Origin of the sequence: Dyella sp. M7H15-1 (assembly GCF_004114615.1) — a bacterium.
In the GTDB taxonomy this organism is placed as follows: domain Bacteria; phylum Pseudomonadota; class Gammaproteobacteria; order Xanthomonadales; family Rhodanobacteraceae; genus Dyella_B.
Genome location: NZ_CP035300.1, coordinates 2,839,391 through 2,858,925, shown reverse-complemented (window position 1 = coordinate 2,858,925; position 19,535 = coordinate 2,839,391). Strand labels below are relative to the sequence as shown.

Annotated in this window: 13 protein-coding genes and 1 riboswitch; of the genes, 8 read left to right on the top strand and 5 right to left on the bottom strand. The window is 60.0% G+C overall.

The window, feature by feature from the left end; genetic code table 11:
- Window positions 1-15: 15 nt before the first annotated feature.
- The 3 genes from EO087_RS13190 to EO087_RS13180 form a co-directional block, all read right to left on the bottom strand.
- The gene (locus tag EO087_RS13190) at window positions 16-3,159 is read right to left on the bottom strand and encodes an efflux RND transporter permease subunit (protein WP_128899269.1); all 3,144 of its coding nucleotides are present in this window, start codon (window positions 3,157-3,159) and stop codon (window positions 16-18) included.
- A gap of 1 nt (window position 3,160) precedes the next feature.
- Window positions 3,161-6,400: an efflux RND transporter permease subunit gene (locus EO087_RS13185; protein ID WP_128899268.1), complete on the bottom strand. Its 3,240-nt coding sequence runs from the start codon at window positions 6,398-6,400 to the stop codon at window positions 3,161-3,163.
- Window positions 6,401-6,593: 193 nt separating this feature from the next.
- Window positions 6,594-7,871, bottom strand: coding sequence for an efflux RND transporter periplasmic adaptor subunit (locus EO087_RS13180; protein WP_128899267.1), 1,278 nt, complete (start codon window positions 7,869-7,871; stop codon window positions 6,594-6,596).
- A gap of 454 nt (window positions 7,872-8,325) precedes the next feature.
- Between EO087_RS13180 and EO087_RS13175 the strand changes: the two genes are divergently transcribed.
- From EO087_RS13175 to EO087_RS13160, 4 genes are all read left to right on the top strand, one after another.
- Complete coding sequence (locus EO087_RS13175) at window positions 8,326-8,847, top strand: c-type cytochrome (protein ID WP_128899266.1); 522 nt, start codon at window positions 8,326-8,328, stop codon at window positions 8,845-8,847.
- A gap of 43 nt (window positions 8,848-8,890) precedes the next feature.
- Window positions 8,891-9,544 (top strand): antitoxin Xre/MbcA/ParS toxin-binding domain-containing protein, encoded by a 654-nt coding sequence (locus EO087_RS13170; RefSeq protein WP_128899265.1) that lies wholly within the window; start codon window positions 8,891-8,893, stop codon window positions 9,542-9,544.
- Entirely contained in the window at window positions 9,541-10,023 is a 483-nt protein-coding gene (locus EO087_RS13165; RefSeq protein WP_128899264.1) for an RES family NAD+ phosphorylase, read from the top strand. The genes EO087_RS13170 and EO087_RS13165 overlap by 4 nt, the downstream gene beginning before the upstream one ends.
- A gap of 387 nt (window positions 10,024-10,410) precedes the next feature.
- Window positions 10,411-11,520 carry an ISAs1 family transposase gene (locus EO087_RS13160; protein WP_128897721.1) on the top strand — a complete coding sequence of 370 codons (1,110 nt, stop codon included), beginning with the start codon at window positions 10,411-10,413 and terminating at the stop codon, window positions 11,518-11,520.
- Between the two features lie 392 nt (window positions 11,521-11,912).
- Here the strand turns inward: EO087_RS13160 and EO087_RS13150 are convergent, their stop codons facing one another.
- A complete protein-coding gene (locus EO087_RS13150; protein WP_128899262.1) occupies window positions 11,913-12,320 on the bottom strand; it encodes a hypothetical protein in 408 nt (135 codons plus the stop codon).
- A gap of 182 nt (window positions 12,321-12,502) precedes the next feature.
- Here EO087_RS13150 and EO087_RS13145 point away from each other — a divergent pair, with 182 nt between their 5' ends.
- Window positions 12,503-13,177, top strand: a complete 675-nt coding sequence (locus EO087_RS13145) for an alpha/beta hydrolase (protein WP_128899261.1) — start codon at window positions 12,503-12,505, stop codon at window positions 13,175-13,177.
- A 108-nt stretch (window positions 13,178-13,285) separates the two neighbouring features.
- Complete coding sequence (gene zapE / locus EO087_RS13140; RefSeq protein ID WP_128899260.1) at window positions 13,286-14,389, top strand: cell division protein ZapE; 1,104 nt, start codon at window positions 13,286-13,288, stop codon at window positions 14,387-14,389.
- Window positions 14,390-14,441: 52 nt separating this feature from the next.
- On the opposite strand, the gene EO087_RS13135 is transcribed toward zapE, so the two are convergent.
- Window positions 14,442-15,737, bottom strand: coding sequence for a hemolysin family protein (locus EO087_RS13135; protein WP_128899259.1), 1,296 nt, complete (start codon window positions 15,735-15,737; stop codon window positions 14,442-14,444).
- Window positions 15,738-16,153: 416 nt separating this feature from the next.
- Here EO087_RS13135 and EO087_RS13125 point away from each other — a divergent pair, with 416 nt between their 5' ends.
- Both EO087_RS13125 and EO087_RS13120 read left to right on the top strand, forming a co-directional pair.
- The gene (locus tag EO087_RS13125) at window positions 16,154-16,450 is read left to right on the top strand and encodes a hypothetical protein (protein WP_128899258.1); all 297 of its coding nucleotides are present in this window, start codon (window positions 16,154-16,156) and stop codon (window positions 16,448-16,450) included.
- Between the two features lie 115 nt (window positions 16,451-16,565).
- A riboswitch (cobalamin riboswitch) is annotated at window positions 16,566-16,778 on the top strand.
- A 306-nt stretch (window positions 16,779-17,084) separates the two neighbouring features.
- Window positions 17,085-19,487, top strand: coding sequence for a ribonucleoside-diphosphate reductase subunit alpha (locus tag EO087_RS13120; protein ID WP_240669208.1), 2,403 nt, complete (start codon window positions 17,085-17,087; stop codon window positions 19,485-19,487).
- Window positions 19,488-19,535: the final 48 nt, after the last annotated feature.

Here is a 19,535-nt window from a genome sequence, read left to right as displayed (position 1 = left end):
TCTTGCCAACATACATCAGGATTCGCGCGCCCATACACGCCGCCGCGCGGCCTTGCGCTCGCGCGATCGTGTACGCCACGCCGCCCAGCGTTCGCTGAGGCAGGAGAAGATCACGTAAAGCGCCGGTGTGCTGAGCAAGGTGAGGCTCTGCGAAATGATCAGGCCGCCGATCAGCGCAATACCCAGCGGGCGGCGTAGATCCGAACCTTCGCCCAGCCCCACCGCAATCGGCACCGCAGCCAGAATGGCCACCATGGTGGTCATCATGATCGGGCGGAAACGCACCAGGCTGGCTTCGCGCGCCGCTTCCAGCGGCGTCTTGCCGTGTTCGCGCTGCGCGACCAGGGCAAAGTCGATCATCATGATGGCATTTTTCTTCACGATGCCGATCAACAGCACCAGTGCGATCTGCGCAATCACGGACAACTCGGTATTGGTAAACCACAACGCCAGCAGCGCGCCTACACCGGCCGCTGGCAAGGTCGAAAGAATCGTGACCGGGTGGATCAGGCTTTCGTAGAGAATGCCGAGCACGATGTAGACCACGACGATCGCGCCGAATATCAGCCACAGCGCGCCGGTCTGCGATTGCTTAAAGCGACGGAAATCGCCGCCGACATCCAGTTTGATATCGCCCGGCATACGCATGTTGTTGGCGGTGGCCTGCACGATCTGCAACGCTTCACCCATACTCACGCCGGGTGCCAGGTTGAAACTGAGATCCCTGGTGGAATACTGGTTCATGTGCGTGACTTGCGTCGGAGCCAGCCCTGGCTCTTGGTGCGCGAACGCAGACAGGCGCACCATCGTGCCATGGGCGGCAGGCACCAGCACTTCATCGATCGACTTCGGCGTGGCCGTCTGTGAAGGCAACGCATTGACCACCACTTTGTATTGATTGAGATCCGAATAGATGGTGCTGACCTGGCGCTGGCCGAATGAGTCGTAGATCACCGAATCGATCGTGCCGACGTTAACTTGCAACCGCGCGGCCTTGTCACGATCGATCACGATGTTTTGTTGCAAGCCGGCGGTATCCAGATCGCTGCCGACATCGCGCAGCTTGGAATGCTTGCGCAGTTCGTCGACCAATTTGGGCAGCCACTCCGCCAGCTCGACCGAGTTGTTGCCGAGCAGCGAAATCTGATACTGCGCACCCTGGTTGGTGCCGCCACCGCCGAAACTGGGCAGATCCTGGATGGCGCGCAGACGCACGTTGAGATCCGGATATCGCGCTGCCTTGGCGCTCAAACGTGCCAGCACAGCGAAGGTGTCGTCCTTACGGCCTTGTTGGTGGGTCTTCAACTGGATATCGAAAGTACCGGCTGCGCCCTGGCGCGTACTGCCCAGGCGTGAGCCGACAACAGCGACATCATGATCGCGCAGCAACATGTCGATCAGGCGTTGCTGGCGATTGGCCGAATCCTGGAACGACACCGTGGCTCCCGACGTGGCGCGGCCGCGGATTAGGCCAGTGTCCTGGGTCGGGAACAAACTGGTCTTGATCTGGCCGGACATCACGATCAACACCGTCAGCCCAATCAGCATCAACGGCGTCAACGAAAACAGCAAGGCATGACGCAGCGAATAGTCCAGCGATACCTGATAGAACTTGAGCATGCCTGCATGGAAACGATCCAGTGCATGCCCCAACCTGGAAGGCTTTTCAGGCTCATTGTGGCCACTAAGGAAATGACCGCAGAGCGACGAGGTAAGCGTGAGCGAAACCAGCGCGGAGACCACGATGGCCGCCACCAGAGTCAGGGTGAATTCCTTGAAGAACATGCCAGTGATGCCGCCCATGAACAGCAGCGGGATAAATACCGCCACCAGCGAAGCCGTGATCGACACGATAGTGAAGCCGATTTCGCGCGCACCGGTAAGCGCGGCATCCATACGCGTCATGCCCTGATCGATGTGACGGATGATGTTTTCGATCACCACGATCGCATCGTCCACCACGAAGCCAATCGCAATCACCAACGCTAGCAACGTGAGGTTGTTGAGGGTGAAACCCAGCGCATACATGATCACCGCCGCACCGGCGAGCGACAGCGGCACCGCCACGGCAGCGATCATCGTCGGTGCAAGCCGGCGCAGGAACAGCGCCATCACCAGCACCACCATCGCCAGGCTGATCAGCAAGGTCGCCTGCACTTCGTGCAGCGATGCGCGGATGGTGGGCGTGTCGTCAAAGTACGGCGTCAGTGTGGTGCCAGGCTGCAGAAAACCGCGCAACAGCGGCACTTCCGCCTTCACGCGGTCGACCGTGCCAATGATGTTGGCGTTGGACTGTTTGTAGACATACATCAGGATCGCCGGCTTGCCCTGAAACCAGGCCGTCTGATAGGCGTCCTGCTGTCCGTTGTAGACCCTGGCGATGTCCTTCAGGCGTACCGGCACGCCCTTGCCATTGGTCGAGATCACCAGGTTGGCGAAGTCGCTCGCGGTATGCAGCGCGTCGTTGGCCTGCACGGACATGGTGGTCTTGCCATCGGAAAGAAAACCTTGCGGTTCGAACACGTTGGCGGCAGTCAGCGCGTTGCGCAGTTGATCCGGCGAAATACCCATCGCATTGAGCTGGCGCAGGTTCACATCAACGCGCACTGCCGGCGTGGCAGCACCGAGAATATCCACCTCCGATACACCCGTAAGCTGGCGCAGGCGTTGCGCCAACAGCGAATCGGCCACGTCGTACAGATCGCGCGCCGATTGCGTATCGGAGGTCAGTGCGAAGGCAATGACCGGGTCGTCGTTGGGGTTGGCTTTCGCGTAACTTGGCGGGCTGTTCAAACCCGAGGGCAAATCCGGCTGGGCCGCGTTGATGGCCGCTTGCACATCGCGAGCCGCATCATCGATGTTGCGGCCGTTATCGAACATCAAGAGGATCTGCGTGCTACCGAGCGAACTGGACGAGCGCATGGTGTCAATGCCAGGCACCTGCCCCAGGTGGCGCTCCAGTGGCGCGGCCACCGTGGCCGCCATGTTGTCGGCGCTGGCGCCGGCTTGGCTGGCGGCCACGAAGATCACCGGGATCTGCATGTCCGGCAGGGCCGAGACGCCCAGCAAGGCGTAGCAGATCACGCCGATCACAAAGACCCCCATCGCCAGTAGGGAAGTGCCGATTGGGCGACGGATGAAGGGGCCAGAGATGTTCATGTTAGACGGCGCCACGCTGCGCGTGGCGCAGCGCGCGCCGCTCCCTGCGCTCACCCAGCCAGTCCGAGAACCGCTCCATGTATAGATAGATCACCGGGGTGGTGTAGAGCGTCACCAACTGCGACAGTAGCAAGCCGCCGACAATCGACACACCAAGCGGACGCCGCAATTCGGCGCCGATGCCATTGCCCAGCGCCAATGGCAAAGCACCCAGCATGGCCGCCGCGGTAGTCATCATGATCGGGCGGAAGCGCAACAGGCAGGCGCGATGGATGGCCTCGCGCGGCCTCATGCCGGTCCGCTGTGCCTCGATCGCGAAGTCGATCATCATGATCGCGTTCTTCTTCACGATGCCGATCAGCAACACGATGCCCACGATGCCGTCCACCGACAGGCTCATGTTGCACAGGATCAGCGCCAGCAAGGCACCCACGCCCGCCGGCGGCAGAGTGGAGATGATGGTGATCGGGTGGATGTAGCTTTCATACAACACACCCAGCACGATGTAGATCACGATCACCGAAGCGAGCAGCAACAGGGCTTCGTTGCTCAGCGAGGAGGAGAACTCCGCCGCCTTGCCGATGAACTGGCCGCGTACCTGGGGTGGGAAGTTGAGTTTCTTCTCCACCTCGTGAATCGCATCGACAGCCTGCGACAGCGAATAGCCTGGCGCCAGGTTGAACGAAACCGTCACTGCGGGAAGTTGCTGCTGATGACTGATCACCAGCGGCGCCGTCGTCACTTCCGCGTTAACCAGCGATGCCAGCGGAATGGTGCCACCCGCGCCGAGAATGATGCCGGTGTTCGCCACGCCGATGCCGGTGGCGGTCGAGGAGTTGCTCGACGTGGCCTGACCGAAGGTGGTGGCATTGCTGCCGGTAAGTGCGCCACTGCCGTTGCTCTTCACCGTCAACTGATTGAGCAGCGAGGTGCTGGAACGAAATTGCGGTTCCACCTCCAGCACCACGCGGTACTGGTTCAACTGGGTGAAGATGGTGGAAATCTGGCGCTGGCCGAAGGAGTCATACAGTGTGTCGTCGATGGTCTGCACCGGCACGCCCAGGGTGCTGGCCTTGTCGCGGTCGATGGTGAGCTTGAGCGCGTTGCCCTGATTGGCCAGGTTGTTGTCGACGTCCGCCAGCTCCGGCCGTGCGCGCAGGGCCTGTGTCATCTGCGTGGCGTATTGCGCCAGCTCATCCGAATTCACATCGGACATCGAGTACTGGTATTCGGTCGCGGCAACGCGTGTATCCAACGTCACGTCCTGCACTGGTTTCAAGTACAGCGCCACGCCTGGAATATTCGCTGCCGCGTTCTGCAAGCTCGCTACCACGTTATCCAGGCTGCCGCGCTTGCTGCGATCTTTCAGCACGATGCTGAGCTGGCCCTGGTTGAGCGTAGGGTTGATCGAGCCGGCGCCGATAAAGGCCGCCACGCCCGCCACGTTGGGATCTTTCTGCAGCGCGTCGGCCACCGCCTTGGTGCGCTGTTCCATCTGCGGGAAGGCGACGTTCTGGTCAGCCTGCACCACACCCGTGATCAGCCCAGTGTCCTGTTCGGGCAACAGACCCTTCGGAATAACGATGTAGAGGAAGACCGTCACCACAATGGTGACGACGGCGACCAGGATCATCAAGCGCTGATGATCGAGCACCCAATCCAGCGAGGTTTCGTACAGTGACACCGTGCGACTCCACACGGTGCGTTTGCCGGCTGCCGCATGGCGCTCGTGGGCATCCTCGCCTTCCGGCAAGGCATCCGGACGCAGCAGATAGGCGCACATCATGGGTGTGAGCGTCAGCGACACCAGCATCGAGATGACGACAGCGGTGGCCAGCACCCAGGCAAATTCGTGGAACAGTCGTCCCGTGACGCCGGGCATCAACAGCAGCGGCAGGAATACGGCGATCAACGAAACGGTCAGCGACAGCACCGTGAAGCCGATTTCCTTGGCGCCGATCTCTGCCGCTTCCTGCCCACTCTTGCCCTGCTCGATATAGCGCACGATGTTCTCGATCATCACGATCGCATCGTCCACCACGAAACCGGTGGCGACGGTCAGCGCCATCAGCGAGAGATTGTCCAGCGACATGTTGGCGAACGACATCACGCCGAACGTGCCGAGCAGCGATAGCGGCACCGCTATCGACGGAATGATCGTGGCCCACAGGCGGCGCAGGAACACGAAGATCACCGCCACCACCAGCGCGATGGTAAGCAGCAGGGTGAATTGCACATCTTCCACCGAGGCGCGGATGGTGATGGTGCGGTCGGCGAAGATATCCAGATGTACGTCGGCCGGCAACACGCTGCGCAATTGCGGCAGGATCTGGCGGATTTGCGCCACCGTCTGCACGATGTTCGCACCCGGCTGGCGGCGGATATCCAGCAATACGGCCGGCTTGCCATTGGCCCAGGCGGCTAGCTGATCGTTTTCGACACCATCCACCACCTTGGCCACGTCGGACAGACGCACTGGCGCGTTGGTGCTGCTGTTGTAGGAGAGGATGGTGTCCTTGTACTCGGCCGCCGTGGCAAGCTGGTCGTTGGTCGAAATAGTGTAGGACTGCGTGGCGCCGTTGAGCGTGCCCTTGGGCGCGTTGACGTTGGCCTCGGTGAGCGCATTGCGCACGTCTTCCATCGTCAGGCCGAGATTGGCGAGCTGCGCGGGATTCACCTGAATACGCACCGCCGGACGCACATTGCCCGCGATCGACACCAGGCCCACGCCCTGCACCTGCGATAGCTTTTGCGCGAGGATCGAGTCAGCCAAGTCGTTCACGTCGCGCAACTGGCGGCTATCGGATGTGAGCATCAGGGTCATGATCGGCGCGTCGGCCGGATTCACGCGGTTGTATACCGGCGGATACGGCAGGGTGCTGGGCAAGGTGCCGCGCGCCTGGTTGATCGCTGCCTGCACATCCTGCGCCGCGATATCAATATCGCGATCCATGTTGAATTGCAACACGATGGTCGACAGGCCCGCGGATGAATCCGAGGTCATCATGTCGAGGCCGGAAATCTGGCCTAGATTGCGCTCAAGCGGCGTGGTCACCAGCGAGGCCATGGTGGAAGCACTGGCGCCCGGATACTGCGTGGTGACCACCAGGCTGGGCGCTTCGATCTCGGGCAGTGCCGACACCGGCAATTCGCGATAACCGAGTACGCCAAGCAGCATCACCGCCACCATCAGGAGCGCGGTGGCGATGGGACGGCGGATGAAGAGTGTGGAGAATCCCATGCGGAATACCGTCTAAATGTCAGCTCCCTCTCCCCTCCGGGGAGAGGATTGGGGTGAGGGGGCGGGCTTGCCTTGCGTGACACGATCTTGTGCTAAGCACGGCCCTTTTGCTTTTTCCTGAAACAAACATCGCGCGACGTTGCCCTCACCCCAGTCATCTCCCGAAAAGGGAGAAAGCGAAGCGTCGGCTGCATCAACCACCGCCACCACCGCCGCGGCGACCGCCACCCTGCTGCTTCCACTTTTTCTTGTCAGCCTCCGAAGCCGCGGGGGCTGCCGGCACTTCGCCCGGCTTGAGTGCCTGCACCTTGCTACCCGGCTTGAGGCGGAACTGACCTTCAGTGACGACCTGGTCGCCTTCGTCCAGGCCCTTGCTCACCATCACGTGGCTGTCGCCGACTTCACCGGCCACCGTCACCGGTTGCATGGCCACGGTCTGATCCGCCTGCAGCTTGTAGACGAAATCGCCATCCGGACCGCGCTGCACGGCTTGCGACGGCACCACCAGCCCGCCGGAAACCGTCCTCACGCGCAGTCGCACGTTGACGAATTGACCCTGCCACAGCTTGCTGTCGGGATTGGTGAACTGCGCACGCAGCTTGAAGGTGCCCGTAGCGGTGTCGATCTGGTTGTCGACCACCTGCAGGAAGCCGGTCGTATCCAGCGGATGTGCATCGCTGCGATCCAGCGCGATCACTTCCAGCTTGTTCGCGCCGTTCTGGAAGGCATCACGCACCGCTTCAAGATTCTGCTCGGGCAGGCTGAAGATCACGTAGACCGGCTGGATCTGGGTCAGCGTCACGATCGAGGTGGTGGTGGTGACTACATTGCCCGGGTCAACGTTGCGGATACCGGCCACGCCATCGATCGGCGAGATGATCTTGGTGAAATCGAGCTGCACCTTGGCCGAACGCGCATTGGCTTCGTCAGCCACCACGGTGGCCTTCAATTGGGCCACGTTGTTGCGGTAGGTGTCCATGTTCAGCGCGGCCACGTAGCCTTTCGCCACCAGATCTTGGTTGCGATTGAGCGTGCTGACGGCGGTGTCGAGCGAGGCCTCGTCCTGCTTCTGCTTAGCCACAGCCTGGTCATAGGCGGCCTGGTAGGTACGCGGATCGATCTGGGCGATCACGTCGCCCTTCTTCACCGCCTGGCCTTCCTTGAAATTGATGGTCCAGAGCTGGCCACCGATCTGCGGATTGACCACGACGCTGTTCAACGCCGTCACCGTGCCTAGCGCGGTGAGATACACCGGCACGTTCTGCTTCACCGTGGGTTCGACGGTGACCGGTACCGGCGCGTTGTCCTGACTGTTGTTACCGGACTGCGCCGATGCAGAGCCTCCCTGACCGGCCTCGCGATGATGGCCATAGCCACCGGTCGCTTCAGGTTTATGCAGCAGGCGGAACGCGACGCCCCCTACGACAAGCACCGTGATCACGATGAGCGCGATCTTCCAAAAACGCGACATGCTGAAACTCCTGAGATAAACGGGGGCCACTCGACCCCACCGACGCAAAACCATGCACCCGCCCTACCACTTGCTTACAAGTTCTGATTGACAAGCATAGGATCTGCTGAACGGGATTGGACAATGCCGGTTGACATAGGTGCCTTATGACCCATGGCAGGGCCCGCAATGACCAAGGCTAACAGCGAAGCATGACCCAGTGCCTGCATGGCCACGCGCGCAATCTCCTTTATCCATGGATATGAAACGTGCCGACGGCACACTTCCCCCAGCCCTGCAGGACAAGCTTTCAAACTTACCGCAGGCTTCGTCTATACTCGAGCCTCGTTGTCCGCGGGGACTCCATGGACCGCGGCGCATGGTCGCCAAGGGGTGGCGGCAAGGCACGTTACGGTCGTCGTGACGGCTTTCCAGATTGATCGTTCGATGACTGGAGTATTGCGTGAGTGGTTCCATGAGCAAGTCAGACCGGAGTTTTCTGCATCAGTTCTCGTTGCTTATCGCCGGCCTTGGTGTACTGACCCTGGTCCTTATCTTCACCGCCTGGACGATCTACGAGCACGAGCCGAAGGAAATCAATCCAAACGCCGCGCAACAACTTTCCGCCAGTCTTGCCCCGAACGGGGCCGTATACGCCGGCAATACCGGCCGCGCAGCGATGGAAGCAGCCCAGGCCGCGGCCGCCAAGGCGGCGGCCGCGCAAGTCGCGTTTGGCGGCTCCACCGATGGCAAAACCATTTTTGAAGGCGTCTGCACGAGCTGCCACACCGCCGGCGTGCTCGGCGCCCCCAAGCTGGGCAACAAGGAAGCGTGGGCGCCGCGCATTGCCGAAGGCATCGACACCCTGGTACAGCACGCCATCAACGGCTACCACGGCCCGGATGGCAACACGATGCCGCCGAAGGGCAACTATCCCAGCTTGAACGACGCGCAGGTGAAGGCCGCCGTGAACTGGATAGTGGAGCAGTCAAAGTAATCGCCTTGCCTAGGGCTACGACATTCTCACATGAGCCGTGATAATGTCTCAGTTGAGACATTTGCAATTTGTGCGAGAAGCGAAAATGAACACCCGGCACTCATCCCCAAACCCCAAACGGTCTAAAAACGCTCCGATACATCTGGCCGAATCCACCGAGGTGCACGGTCATGCTGGCGCTAAGTTCATCAAACGCCACAAAGTGGGAAAAAAAAGGCAAATCGTCATGGTCTTCAATCCGAAAGGATGGGACCGCGTTGCAGAGCGCAAAGAACGTTACGTTGAATTGTTTCAATCGCCGCCGCTGCTTCGCGCTGAACTTGTGAAAGCAGGGATGCCCGCCAAGGTTGTAAAAACATTGGCCCAGGACATGAAGCTAGAACAAGTCGAATTACTCGGTTTCATGGGGGTCACAAAAGCGACTTTCAATCGGCGCCTTCAAGATCAGAAGCCGTTGGACCTACCTGCGTCTGAGCGGGTCCTGGGTGTGATGAGATTGGTTGGCCAGGTTGAAAAGATGGTGCAGGAAAGTGGTGACCCTGAAGGGTTTGACGCTTCGGCGTGGATTGGCCATTGGTTGGAACAGCCTTTGCCTGCGCTGGGTGGCGAACCACCATCGAAGTACATGGATACGTCGGGTGGACAGGAACTTGTTTCGCAACTGCTTGCGCAAGCGCAATCGGGCGCCTACGCGTGACAATCACCGCATGGAGGATCGGCACCGATACGCCGGATTACACCGCCGAGGATAAGTCGGGAACTGGCGCCAAAATGTCGGGCGGTCGATGGAATCGGCCGGGCAATCACATGCTCTACACCGCAACGTCAGTTGCCCTTGCCTGTCTTGAGACATTGGTACATCTCAAGGTCGGTTCGCTGCCGTTGAATCGATACCTTGTGCGGCTCGACATTCCCAATCCAGTGTGGAGCGCGGCTGAGCATGTCGACCCGAGCAATCTCGCCATGGTTGGATGGGATGCAGAACCAGCCGGCGCGGTTTCACTCAATACGGGCGATGCATGGCTTGCCGCTAACAGCAGCGCTATTTTGCGGGTCCCTTCTGTGATTGTGCCGGAGGAATGTAATGTGCTGATCAATCCTAAGCATCCTGATGCGACAAGCATTAGTGCAATCAAGCTTCGGAAGTTTGTCTACGACCGACGGTTCCGGGCCTAATTGAATAGCCAGAGAGCCTCTTGCAAAATTCCCTCGTCATCTCGTGATTCGAACCCAGTTGCCGCCTGGGTCCAGAAGATTATGGTGATTCGGGCGCGTCCTGGTGGGTTGACATCGAAAGATGGGTCGAGAAATGTTCACAGACGCTTCGTTTTGACAGCAGGCGCCTGCCCCGGGCATCACCGAGGGGTGTTCGCGACGGCGAGGAATAGATGCTACGTGATCCATCGCAGTAGTTGATCGGCTGTGAGCGCCAACACGGCAAACAGGTCAAGCTTCTGCGCGAAGAGGACAAATATTCCGTGCCACAGGGCAAACGCATAAAAACCATTTTACAAACAGCTATGTGAAAGTGATTCTTGATGGACCTGATCAGGAAATCACACGATGCCGAGTTTCATCGATCACTTTTCCCGCATAGAAGATCCACGTATTGAGCGTCACAAGCGGCACGATTTGATGGATATTCTGGTGCTGGTCGTGTGTGCGGTGATCAGTGGTGCCGAAGGGTGGTTGGCGATCCAAGAGTTCGGCTACAACAAGCTTGATTGGCTGCGGCGCTTCGTGCCACTTCGCCACGGCGTGCCATCGCATGATGGCATCGCGTATGTGATGGCACGCCTTTCGCCGACCCAGTTCACACGGTGTTTTTGTGACTGGGTGGCGAGCATCAAGACTGAGCTGGGAGATGAAGTGATCGCGATCGATGGCAAAACCGTGCGTGGCTCGCAGAACCGCCGACATGGGCGCAAACCACTGCACCTTGTCAGCGCGTGGGCGACAAGCAGTCGCCTCGTGCTGGGCCAGGAAGCAACGGATGAGAAATCAAACGAGATCACCGCCATCCCGCGCTTGCTGGAGTTGCTGGAATTGAAGGGCTGCATCGTGATGTTGGACGCCATGGGGTGCCAACGCGACATTGCGGCGCAAATAGTGGAACAGGGTGGCGAGTACGTGATCGGCCTGAAGGGCAATCAAGACAACTTATACGAGGCGGTGCAGGACTTTTTCACTACCGCACACGCGTCGGACTTCCAAGGCGTCACGCATGACTATCGTGAGGAGACCGACAAAGGCCATGGTCGGCTGGAAACGCGGAAGTACTGGATTACGCCGTGTTTGGACACCCTGCCGGCACCGGAGCAGTGGCGCGGGTTGCAGAGTATTGGCATGGTGAAGCGAGAATGCATTCAGGATGGCAAGCAAACCTGCGAGACGCGCTATTTCATTGCGGCGATCGCTCCCGATGCGCAGCGCTTTGCTCATGCCGTGCGGGGGCACTGGGGGATCGAAAATGGGTTGCATTGGTGTTTGGACGTGACCTTTCGTGAGGACGAAAGTCGACTCCGCACGGGTGCTGCTCCGGCCATCATGGCATCCATCCGCCATCTGGTACTGAACTTGTTCCAGCAAGAGCCCAGCAAAGGCAGCATCAAACAAAAACGCTTGAGGGCAGCTTGGAGCGATGAATTCCGCTCCAAAGTGCTCTTGGCATAGGGTTTTTTATGCGTTTGCCCTGTTCCGTGCCTCAGTTGGCGGACAGATTCAATGCTGGGGTCGCTACGATATACAGAGCGCTCCAAGAGCCGGCTTGATAGCTAAGCCAGCGAAGTCTGCTTTTGGCACGCACTTACAGGAGGAGCGAAGATGACCAGAAGAAGGAAGGGCATTCCGGGGCTGTCGTTCTCATGGAAGCGAGCGGTCGGAATTTCGTCTGCGAAAGCTAATGTTTCTCGCAAAATTGGAATTCCGCTTACGCGCTCAGGCCGTCGGCAGCGCATGCGAAAAGCCAAGGGCACCTTGCTAACATTTATCGTCGGACTTTTTCTCGTTTGGATGTTCGTCCACTGGCTTAGTCAATTATAAAACCAAGTCATCGCCATCTCGTTCTACCAGTAAGCATCAATACACACAGTCAACTTCCACAGGCGAAGTTTTCCAGCTTCAGGGGATTCCAATGAAAGCATTAAGCTTCCTGGTGTGCGTGTTACTGTGGCTATGTCCAAACGTTGGAATATCGATGCGGGCTGTTGTTTGGGGGCGCAACATAGCGCGATCGCCCTGAGGATAACCTCACGCACCCAATCAACCTGTTGTCTGACGCGAGCAAAGAACTCGTCCACTTCAGCCTGGAAGCTTTTGCGCATACCACTCACCAGGAGGGTCACCAGGGTGGGAAGGGGAAGTTTGCGTTGACGCGTGAACGCGTTGGGATGTTCCGGGTGTCGCGCCAAATCGCGAAACTCTGCCGAATGCATATAGTCGGAAAGACCGGAGAAGACCGCTGCCAAATCCATGAAGACTCGATGAAGGCCAAAAATGATCTTTATTGGCAGCCGCGCAACATCGTTGCCTTGTCAAGCACTTTTTTGGTTTTTGTCTCAAATCAAGGCGTTGTGCTTAACTTGGGTGGATTGCACCATCATCCCACTGGCACAAGCCGGGATGACGAGCATGTGGCCCGGCTATCATTAGCCCCATGACATCCCCCGCCCCCACCTCATTCCCCGACCAGCTCACCGAATTCTTCCTGCAAGGTCCGGTGGGGCCGCTCGAAGCCATCAGCGATGTGGCTGAACGTCCTGGCGCGCGCCGCGGCACAGCGGTGATCTGTCATCCCAACACCAAGGATGGCGGCACCATGCACAACAAAGTAGTCACCATGCTGGACCGCAGCCTGCATGAATCGGGCCTGGACACGCTGCGCTTCAATTTCCGCAGCGGTGGTGAATCGGCGGGCGAATACGACCATGGCATCGGCGAGAGCGAAGATCTCGCCGCCGCCGTCGCCTGGGTGCGCAAGGTACGCCCCGATGATGCGTTGTGGCTGGCCGGATTCTCCTTTGGCAGCTACGTCACCTTGCGCAACGCCGTGCGCTTGAAGGCCGATGCCTTGATCAGTATTGCGCCGCCCGTCGGCCGCTGGTCGCTGGAAGTGCTCGCGCTGCCCACCTGCCCCTGGCTGGCGGTAATGGGCGAAGAAGACGAAATCGTGGAACCGCAAGCCGTGTTCGACTGGATCGACAGTCTTGAGCAGCCACCGGAACTGGTCCGCATGCCGGAGACCGGTCATTTCTTCCATCGTCGGTTGATGGATCTGCGCGGCGCCGTCAAGCACGCGATCCACGATTGGCTGCCGCCGTTTCGCGATTAACCCCAACCCGTCGTCCCGGCACAGGCAGGGGCCTCATGACTTTCTTTGCAAGACACCCGATCCCGACCTGCGCCGGGACGACGATCCTGGTGCAGAGACTTTTCAGATATGGCAGATATTTCCCCCAGCGCGCGTTATCAAGAAGGCGTCGCCGCGCACCGCTGGACTTCCGATCCGGCACAGCTTGCCGTGCTGCCGGAGCTCGACCGCATACAGGCCGCACTCTGCGCGGGCGCCGACAACAACAGCCTGTTCGGCCGGCTGAAATCCCTGCTCGGCGCGGAAGCGCGCGCCGCCGTGCCCGGCCTTTATTTGTGGGGTAGCGTGGGTCGCGGCAAGACCTTCCTGATGGATCTGTTCGCCGCCAGCCTGCCGCATGGCGTAACACTGCGACGTCACTTCCATCGCTTCATGGGCGAAGTGCACGAGAGTTTGCGCGAACTGGGCGGCCGGCAGAATCCACTGGTCGACGTAGCCGCCGGCATTGCCGCGCGTTGCCGTGTGCTGTGCTTGGATGAATTCCTGGTCAACGACATCGGCGATGCGATGATCCTGGCGAACCTGTTCGAGGCGTTGTTTGCGCGTGGCGTCACCCTCGTCACCACCTCCAATACCGCACCGGAGAATCTCTACAAAGACGGTCTGCAACGCTCACGCTTCCTGCCCGCCATTGCGGCGATCCAAGCGCAGTGCCGCGTGGTGGAGATGATCTCGGCGCACGACTGGCGCCTGCGCGCACTGACGCATGCACCGGTGTATCACACGCCCCCCGGTCTGGAAGCAGAGCGTGAATTGTCCCGCATTTTTTCCAGCCAGGCGCAGGGCGAGGTCATCGCCGGCGGCGAGTTGATCATCAACGACCGGCCGATTCCCATGCGCAAACGCGCCGACAATATCCTGTGGTTCGACTTTGAAGCCCTATGCGATGGCCCGCGAGCCGTGGCCGATTACATCGCACTGGCGAAGAGCGGCCCGGCCGTGATCATCTCCAACGTGCCGCAGTTCACTATCTACAGTGAAGACCCTGCCAAGCGTTTTATCCAGTTGGTCGACGAGTTCTACGATCGCCATGTGAAGCTGATTCTTTCCGCGGCGGCACCGATCACCGAGCTGTATGACGGCAATCGCCTGCGCGCGGAATTCGGGCGTACCGAGTCGCGCTTGATCGAGATGCAGAGCCAGGAATATCTCGCGCTGGAACATCGCCCGTAGGCTGGGGTGCAAACCCCAACGCCCATGCATGGCGGTGTTGGGGTTTGCACCCCTACGCGCGTGTCGCCAACACTTTGTCGATACGCCGCCCATCCGTATCCACCACCTCCAGCCGCCATCCTTCGTAGACACAGTACTCCCCTACCTGTGGCATGTGCGCCAACTGGGCCAGCACGAAACCCGCTGCCGTGTGATATGCACTGCGCTCGGCCGGCTGGCGCAATCCCAACCGTTCGAACATCTGGAAGATCGGGCAGGCACCGTCGATCAGCAGGCTGCCATCCTCGCGCTCGACGATATGGGGCATATCGCCTTCGGCATCCGGCAGATGTCCCACCATCGCTTCGAGCAAGTCAGCCTGGGTAACGATACCTTCCAGTCCACCGTATTCATTGCGCACCACCGCCATGCGCACAGGCGCCGCACGGAAACGCTCCAGCACTTTGAAAATCGGTGTCGATTCCTGGATCGATAGGGGTGTTTGCAACGCGGCCTGCGGATCGAGTTCACGGCCATCGAGGTGTTGGTCGAGCAGATCGCGCTTGGTCAGCATGCCTAGCAGTTCATCGATATCACCACGGCCCACCAGGATATGCTCGTGATGGCATTCGCGCAGTGTTTGCAGGATCTCATTGCGATCATTGTCCATATCGATCCAGACGATATCGGTACGCGGCGTCATGATGTCGCCGATACGCCGGTCGCCAATATTGAAGACGCGCTCTACCACCTCTTGCTGGGTGCGCAACAACAGGCCGGCCTCCTGACTGGCGGAAACCAGCAGCTTGAGTTCTTCTGCCGAATGCAGCATTTCTTCACTCGCGCCGGGGCGCAGCCCACAGATGCGCAGCACGAGATTGCCCAAGCCGTTGAGCACCACGATGGCCGGGCGAAACACCAACAGAAACAGGTTCAGCGGCCGCACCACCCACAACGCTGTATCCTCGCTGCGCTGCAAGGCTAGGCTCTTTGGCGCCAGCTCGCCCAGCACAATATGCAAGGCTGTGATGATGCTGAAAGCGATCGCCACCGCAATCACCTCAGCGCTCACGCTGGCGTACTTGCCAGCCCAACCTTCCAGCAGCGGCACGATCAGGTGGGCCAGCGCTGGCTCGCCCACCCAGCCCAGCGCCAGCGAAGACAATGTGATACCAAGCTGTGTAGCCGCCAGGCTGGCATCAAGACGATCCACGGTGTGCAGCAAGACCTTGGCATTCGCACGACCTTGCGCGACCAGCTCGGTCACCCGGCTGCGCCGAATGGCAACCAGCGAAAACTCTGCCGCGACGAAAAAGCCATTGGCTGCCACCAGCAAAAATACCGTGAAAATGCCTAGCCACTCATTCATCGCCAAACATCCTGCGCCATAGGTTCGCTTTCCCACCCGCCCCGGACCCGCACCTTACCGCAGCTATGTTATATGCCCACGTGGGATACCTACGCCAATCACTCACAAGCGCATCGGGCAGAACCGAAACCAGTCAATCTTCGACGTAAAGAGATGGCGTGATTCCAATAACTAGCAAAGGGCACCCTCCGCCACTACCACCCTCAATTCGTGGGAGCAATTTGGAATTGAGCAAACGCATTGCACACCGATCTGGCCGCCTTTCTCGGTAACATCGCACACACCAGTACACTCATCGAGCCCCATCCTTCTCCACTCTAACCCGCTCATCGCTTTATCCCTTGAGCACGCCAGCTGCATCTGCATCCTAGCCATGCGTTACTCTACGGCCCGCCCCCTTCCCGTCGGAGCCTGTGATGCGCGCACCCACCGGTTCGGTCGTCGGACTTTGTTCCGCCTCCGCCACGACGTCGGCCATGGGCATGGCTTTTCTGGGCTACTGGGGTGTCCATGAGCCCATCCCCTGGAAGGCGCTCGATATCCTGGTGGTCTGCTTGGCCTTCCTCAGCCTTGGGGCCCTGGGTTCGACGATCTGGCTAATCACCACCCCCGTGCCGGAAGACGGCTTCGAGCGGATTGTCCCGGCCCGCCGGACCTTTGCCGCAGGCATGATCCTGATGTGGCTGGCGATTGTGATTGCGGTGGTTCAGTAACCGGGTTGATACCCAAAAATCACGAAATTCCCGCAGGCCGCACCCCGTCTGACTTCCCGCGGCTTATCCACTGGCTTATCCACAAGTTATTGGGTTGACCGATCATCGCCACCCCGATATGTTGTGTCCCGTCGGCCGCCACTCTCGGACTGTTTCGAGGACGGCTTGAGGGAATCCGGTGTAAATCCGGGACTGCCCCGCAGCGGTAAGCGGAAACGAAAGCCCATCGTGCACTGGCCCAAGGGGGTGCCGGGAAGCAGGACGATGAGGCGGGTCGCAAGACCCATGTCCGCAAGTCCGAAGACCTGCCGACGCGGCGTGGCCGGAGTGTCATGCCAAAAGTGACGGCCTCCGCGAAGAGGCGGGTCGCATGACGCGGATGTCCGTAACCGTGTGATGCAACCTACCGCGGCAACCGCCACGTCAGCCCTGCGCGTGGGAGCAGGCGGTTGAAATCTGGAGCTCGTCCCGAACGAACCGGACCCGAGAAGTCCGGCCCAGGACAGCTCCACAGCCCGGAGCGCCCAACATGCAACCTATCGATACCGAATCGCGCGAGCGCGCCGACGCCCGCGTGGACTCGTCCGTCCTTCCCGCCGACGCCCATGCGCCGGCCACTGCCAACCACGCAACGATGCCCGCTACCGCTGAAGCACCCTTCACACTGACGCCCCCCCACAGCCCCGGCCAGATGCGCGTGACCAAGCGCAACGGCAGCCATGAGATCGTCGATGTCAACAAGATCGTGCGCGCGGTGACCCGCAGCGCCGAGGGCCTGCATGCGGTCGATCCGCTGCGCGTGGCGCTGAAGACCATCGGCGGCCTGTACGACGGCGCCACCACGCAGGAGCTGGACCAGCTTTCGATCCGCACTTCGGCCGCACTGACCGCGGAAGAACCCGAATACGGCCAGCTCGCCGCACGCCTGCTCGGTGCCTTTATCGACAAGGAAGTGAGCGGCCAGGAAATCCAGAGCTTCTCGCAATCCATCGCACGCGGTACCGAGCTGGGCATCGTCAACGCACGTTTGCGTGATTTCGTTGCCGCCAACGCGCGCAAGCTCAACGATGCGATCGATCCACTAGCCACCCGCCGCTTTGAATACTTCGGCCTGCGCACCGTGTATGACCGCTATCTGTTGCGTCACCCGCAACTGCGCAAGGTGATCGAAACGCCACAATATTTTTTCATGCGCATTGCCTGCGCGCTGGGCGGTAGCGAGATTACCGAGACGCTGGAACTTTATCGCCTGCTGTCATCGCTGGAATACATCGCCAGCTCACCGACCCTGTTCAACGCCGGCACGGCGCACGAACAGCTCAGCTCCTGCTTCCTGCTCGATTCGCCTACCGATTCGCTGGAATCGATTTACGAGAAATACGGCGACGTCGCCAAGCTCAGCAAGTTCGCCGGCGGCATCGGCCTGGCCTATTCGCGCGTGCGTTCGCGCGGCTCGCTGATCAAGGGCACCAACGGTCACTCCAACGGCCTGGTGCCGTGGCTGAAGACGCTGGATGCCTCCGTCGCCGCGGTGAACCAGGGTGGCAAGCGCAAGGGCGCCGCCTGCGTGTACCTGGAGCCATGGCACGCGGACATCGAGGAATTCCTCGAACTGCGCGACAACACCGGCGACGAAGCACGCCGCACGCACAACCTCAACCTGGCCAACTGGATTCCCGACGAATTCATGCGCCGCGTCGAGCACGACGGCAACTGGTCACTGTTCGATCCCAAGATCGTGCCGCATTTTGTCGACTCCTGGGGCGAAGCATTCGATCGCGCTTATCACAAGGCCGAAGCCGAAGGTCTTGCCGTGAAAACGGTGAAGGCGCGCGAGCTGTACGCACGCATGCTGCGCACACTGGCGCAGACCGGCAACGGTTGGATGACTTTCAAAGACCGCAGCAACGCTACCAGTAACCAGACCGCCAAGACCGAGAACGTCATCCACCTCTCGAACCTGTGCACCGAGATCCTGGAAGTGACCAACGCCGGCGAGACGGCGGTGTGCAACCTGGGCTCGATCAATTTGGCTCGTCACGTAGTGGATGGCACGTTCGATTTCGCCAAGCTCGCCACCACGGTACGCACGGCAGTGCGCCAGCTCGATCGTGTGATCGATCTCAACTTCTACCCGATCGACACCGCCGCCACCGCCAATCGCAAGTGGCGTCCGGTGGGCCTGGGCGTGATGGGTTTGCAGGACGTGTTCTTCAAGTTGCGCCTGCCGTTCGATTCAGCCCAAGCACAGGAGTTGTCCACGCGCATTGCGGAAGAGATCTATTTCAACGCGCTATCGCAGTCGAACGCGCTGACCGAACAGCATGGCGCGCATCCGGGCTTCGAGGAAAGCCGTGCCGCCAACGGCGAGCTGCAGTTCGACTACTGGCCCCATTCCCAGCAGCACGATGCGACACGCTGGGATGCTCTGCGCGCGGCGATCAAGGCCAAGGGCCTGCGCAACTCGCTGCTGATCGCCATTGCGCCGACCGCAACCATCGCCTCGATCGCCGGCTGCTACGAATGCATCGAGCCGCAGGTCAGCAACCTGTTCAAGCGCGAAACGCTGTCGGGCGACTTCCTGGTGGTGAACCGCTACCTGGTGGAAGAACTGAAGACGCTGGGCCTGTGGACACCGGAAATCCGCGATGCGATCAAGCTAGCGGAAGGTTCGATCCAAGGTATCGCTGCCATTCCGGAACGCCTGCGCACCATCTATCGCACCGTGTGGGAACTGCCGCAGAAGGCGCTGATCGATCTGGCTGCGGCACGCGGCGCGTATATCGACCAGAGTCAGTCGCTGAACTTATTCATGGAGAATCCGAACATCGGTCAGCTCAGCTCGATGTACATGTATGCGTGGAAGTCGGGGGTGAAAACCACGTACTACCTGCGCTCGCGGCCGGCGACGAAGATTGCGAAGACGACGGTGACAACGACAGTTGCCGCAGCACCCACACCCAATGCACAGGAAGAAGCAACAGCTGCGGTCTTTTGCTCGTTGGAGAATCCGGAGTATTGCGAGGCCTGTCAGTAACCTCAAATCCGTCACCCCGGCGAAAGCCGGGACCCAGTGACTTTCTTA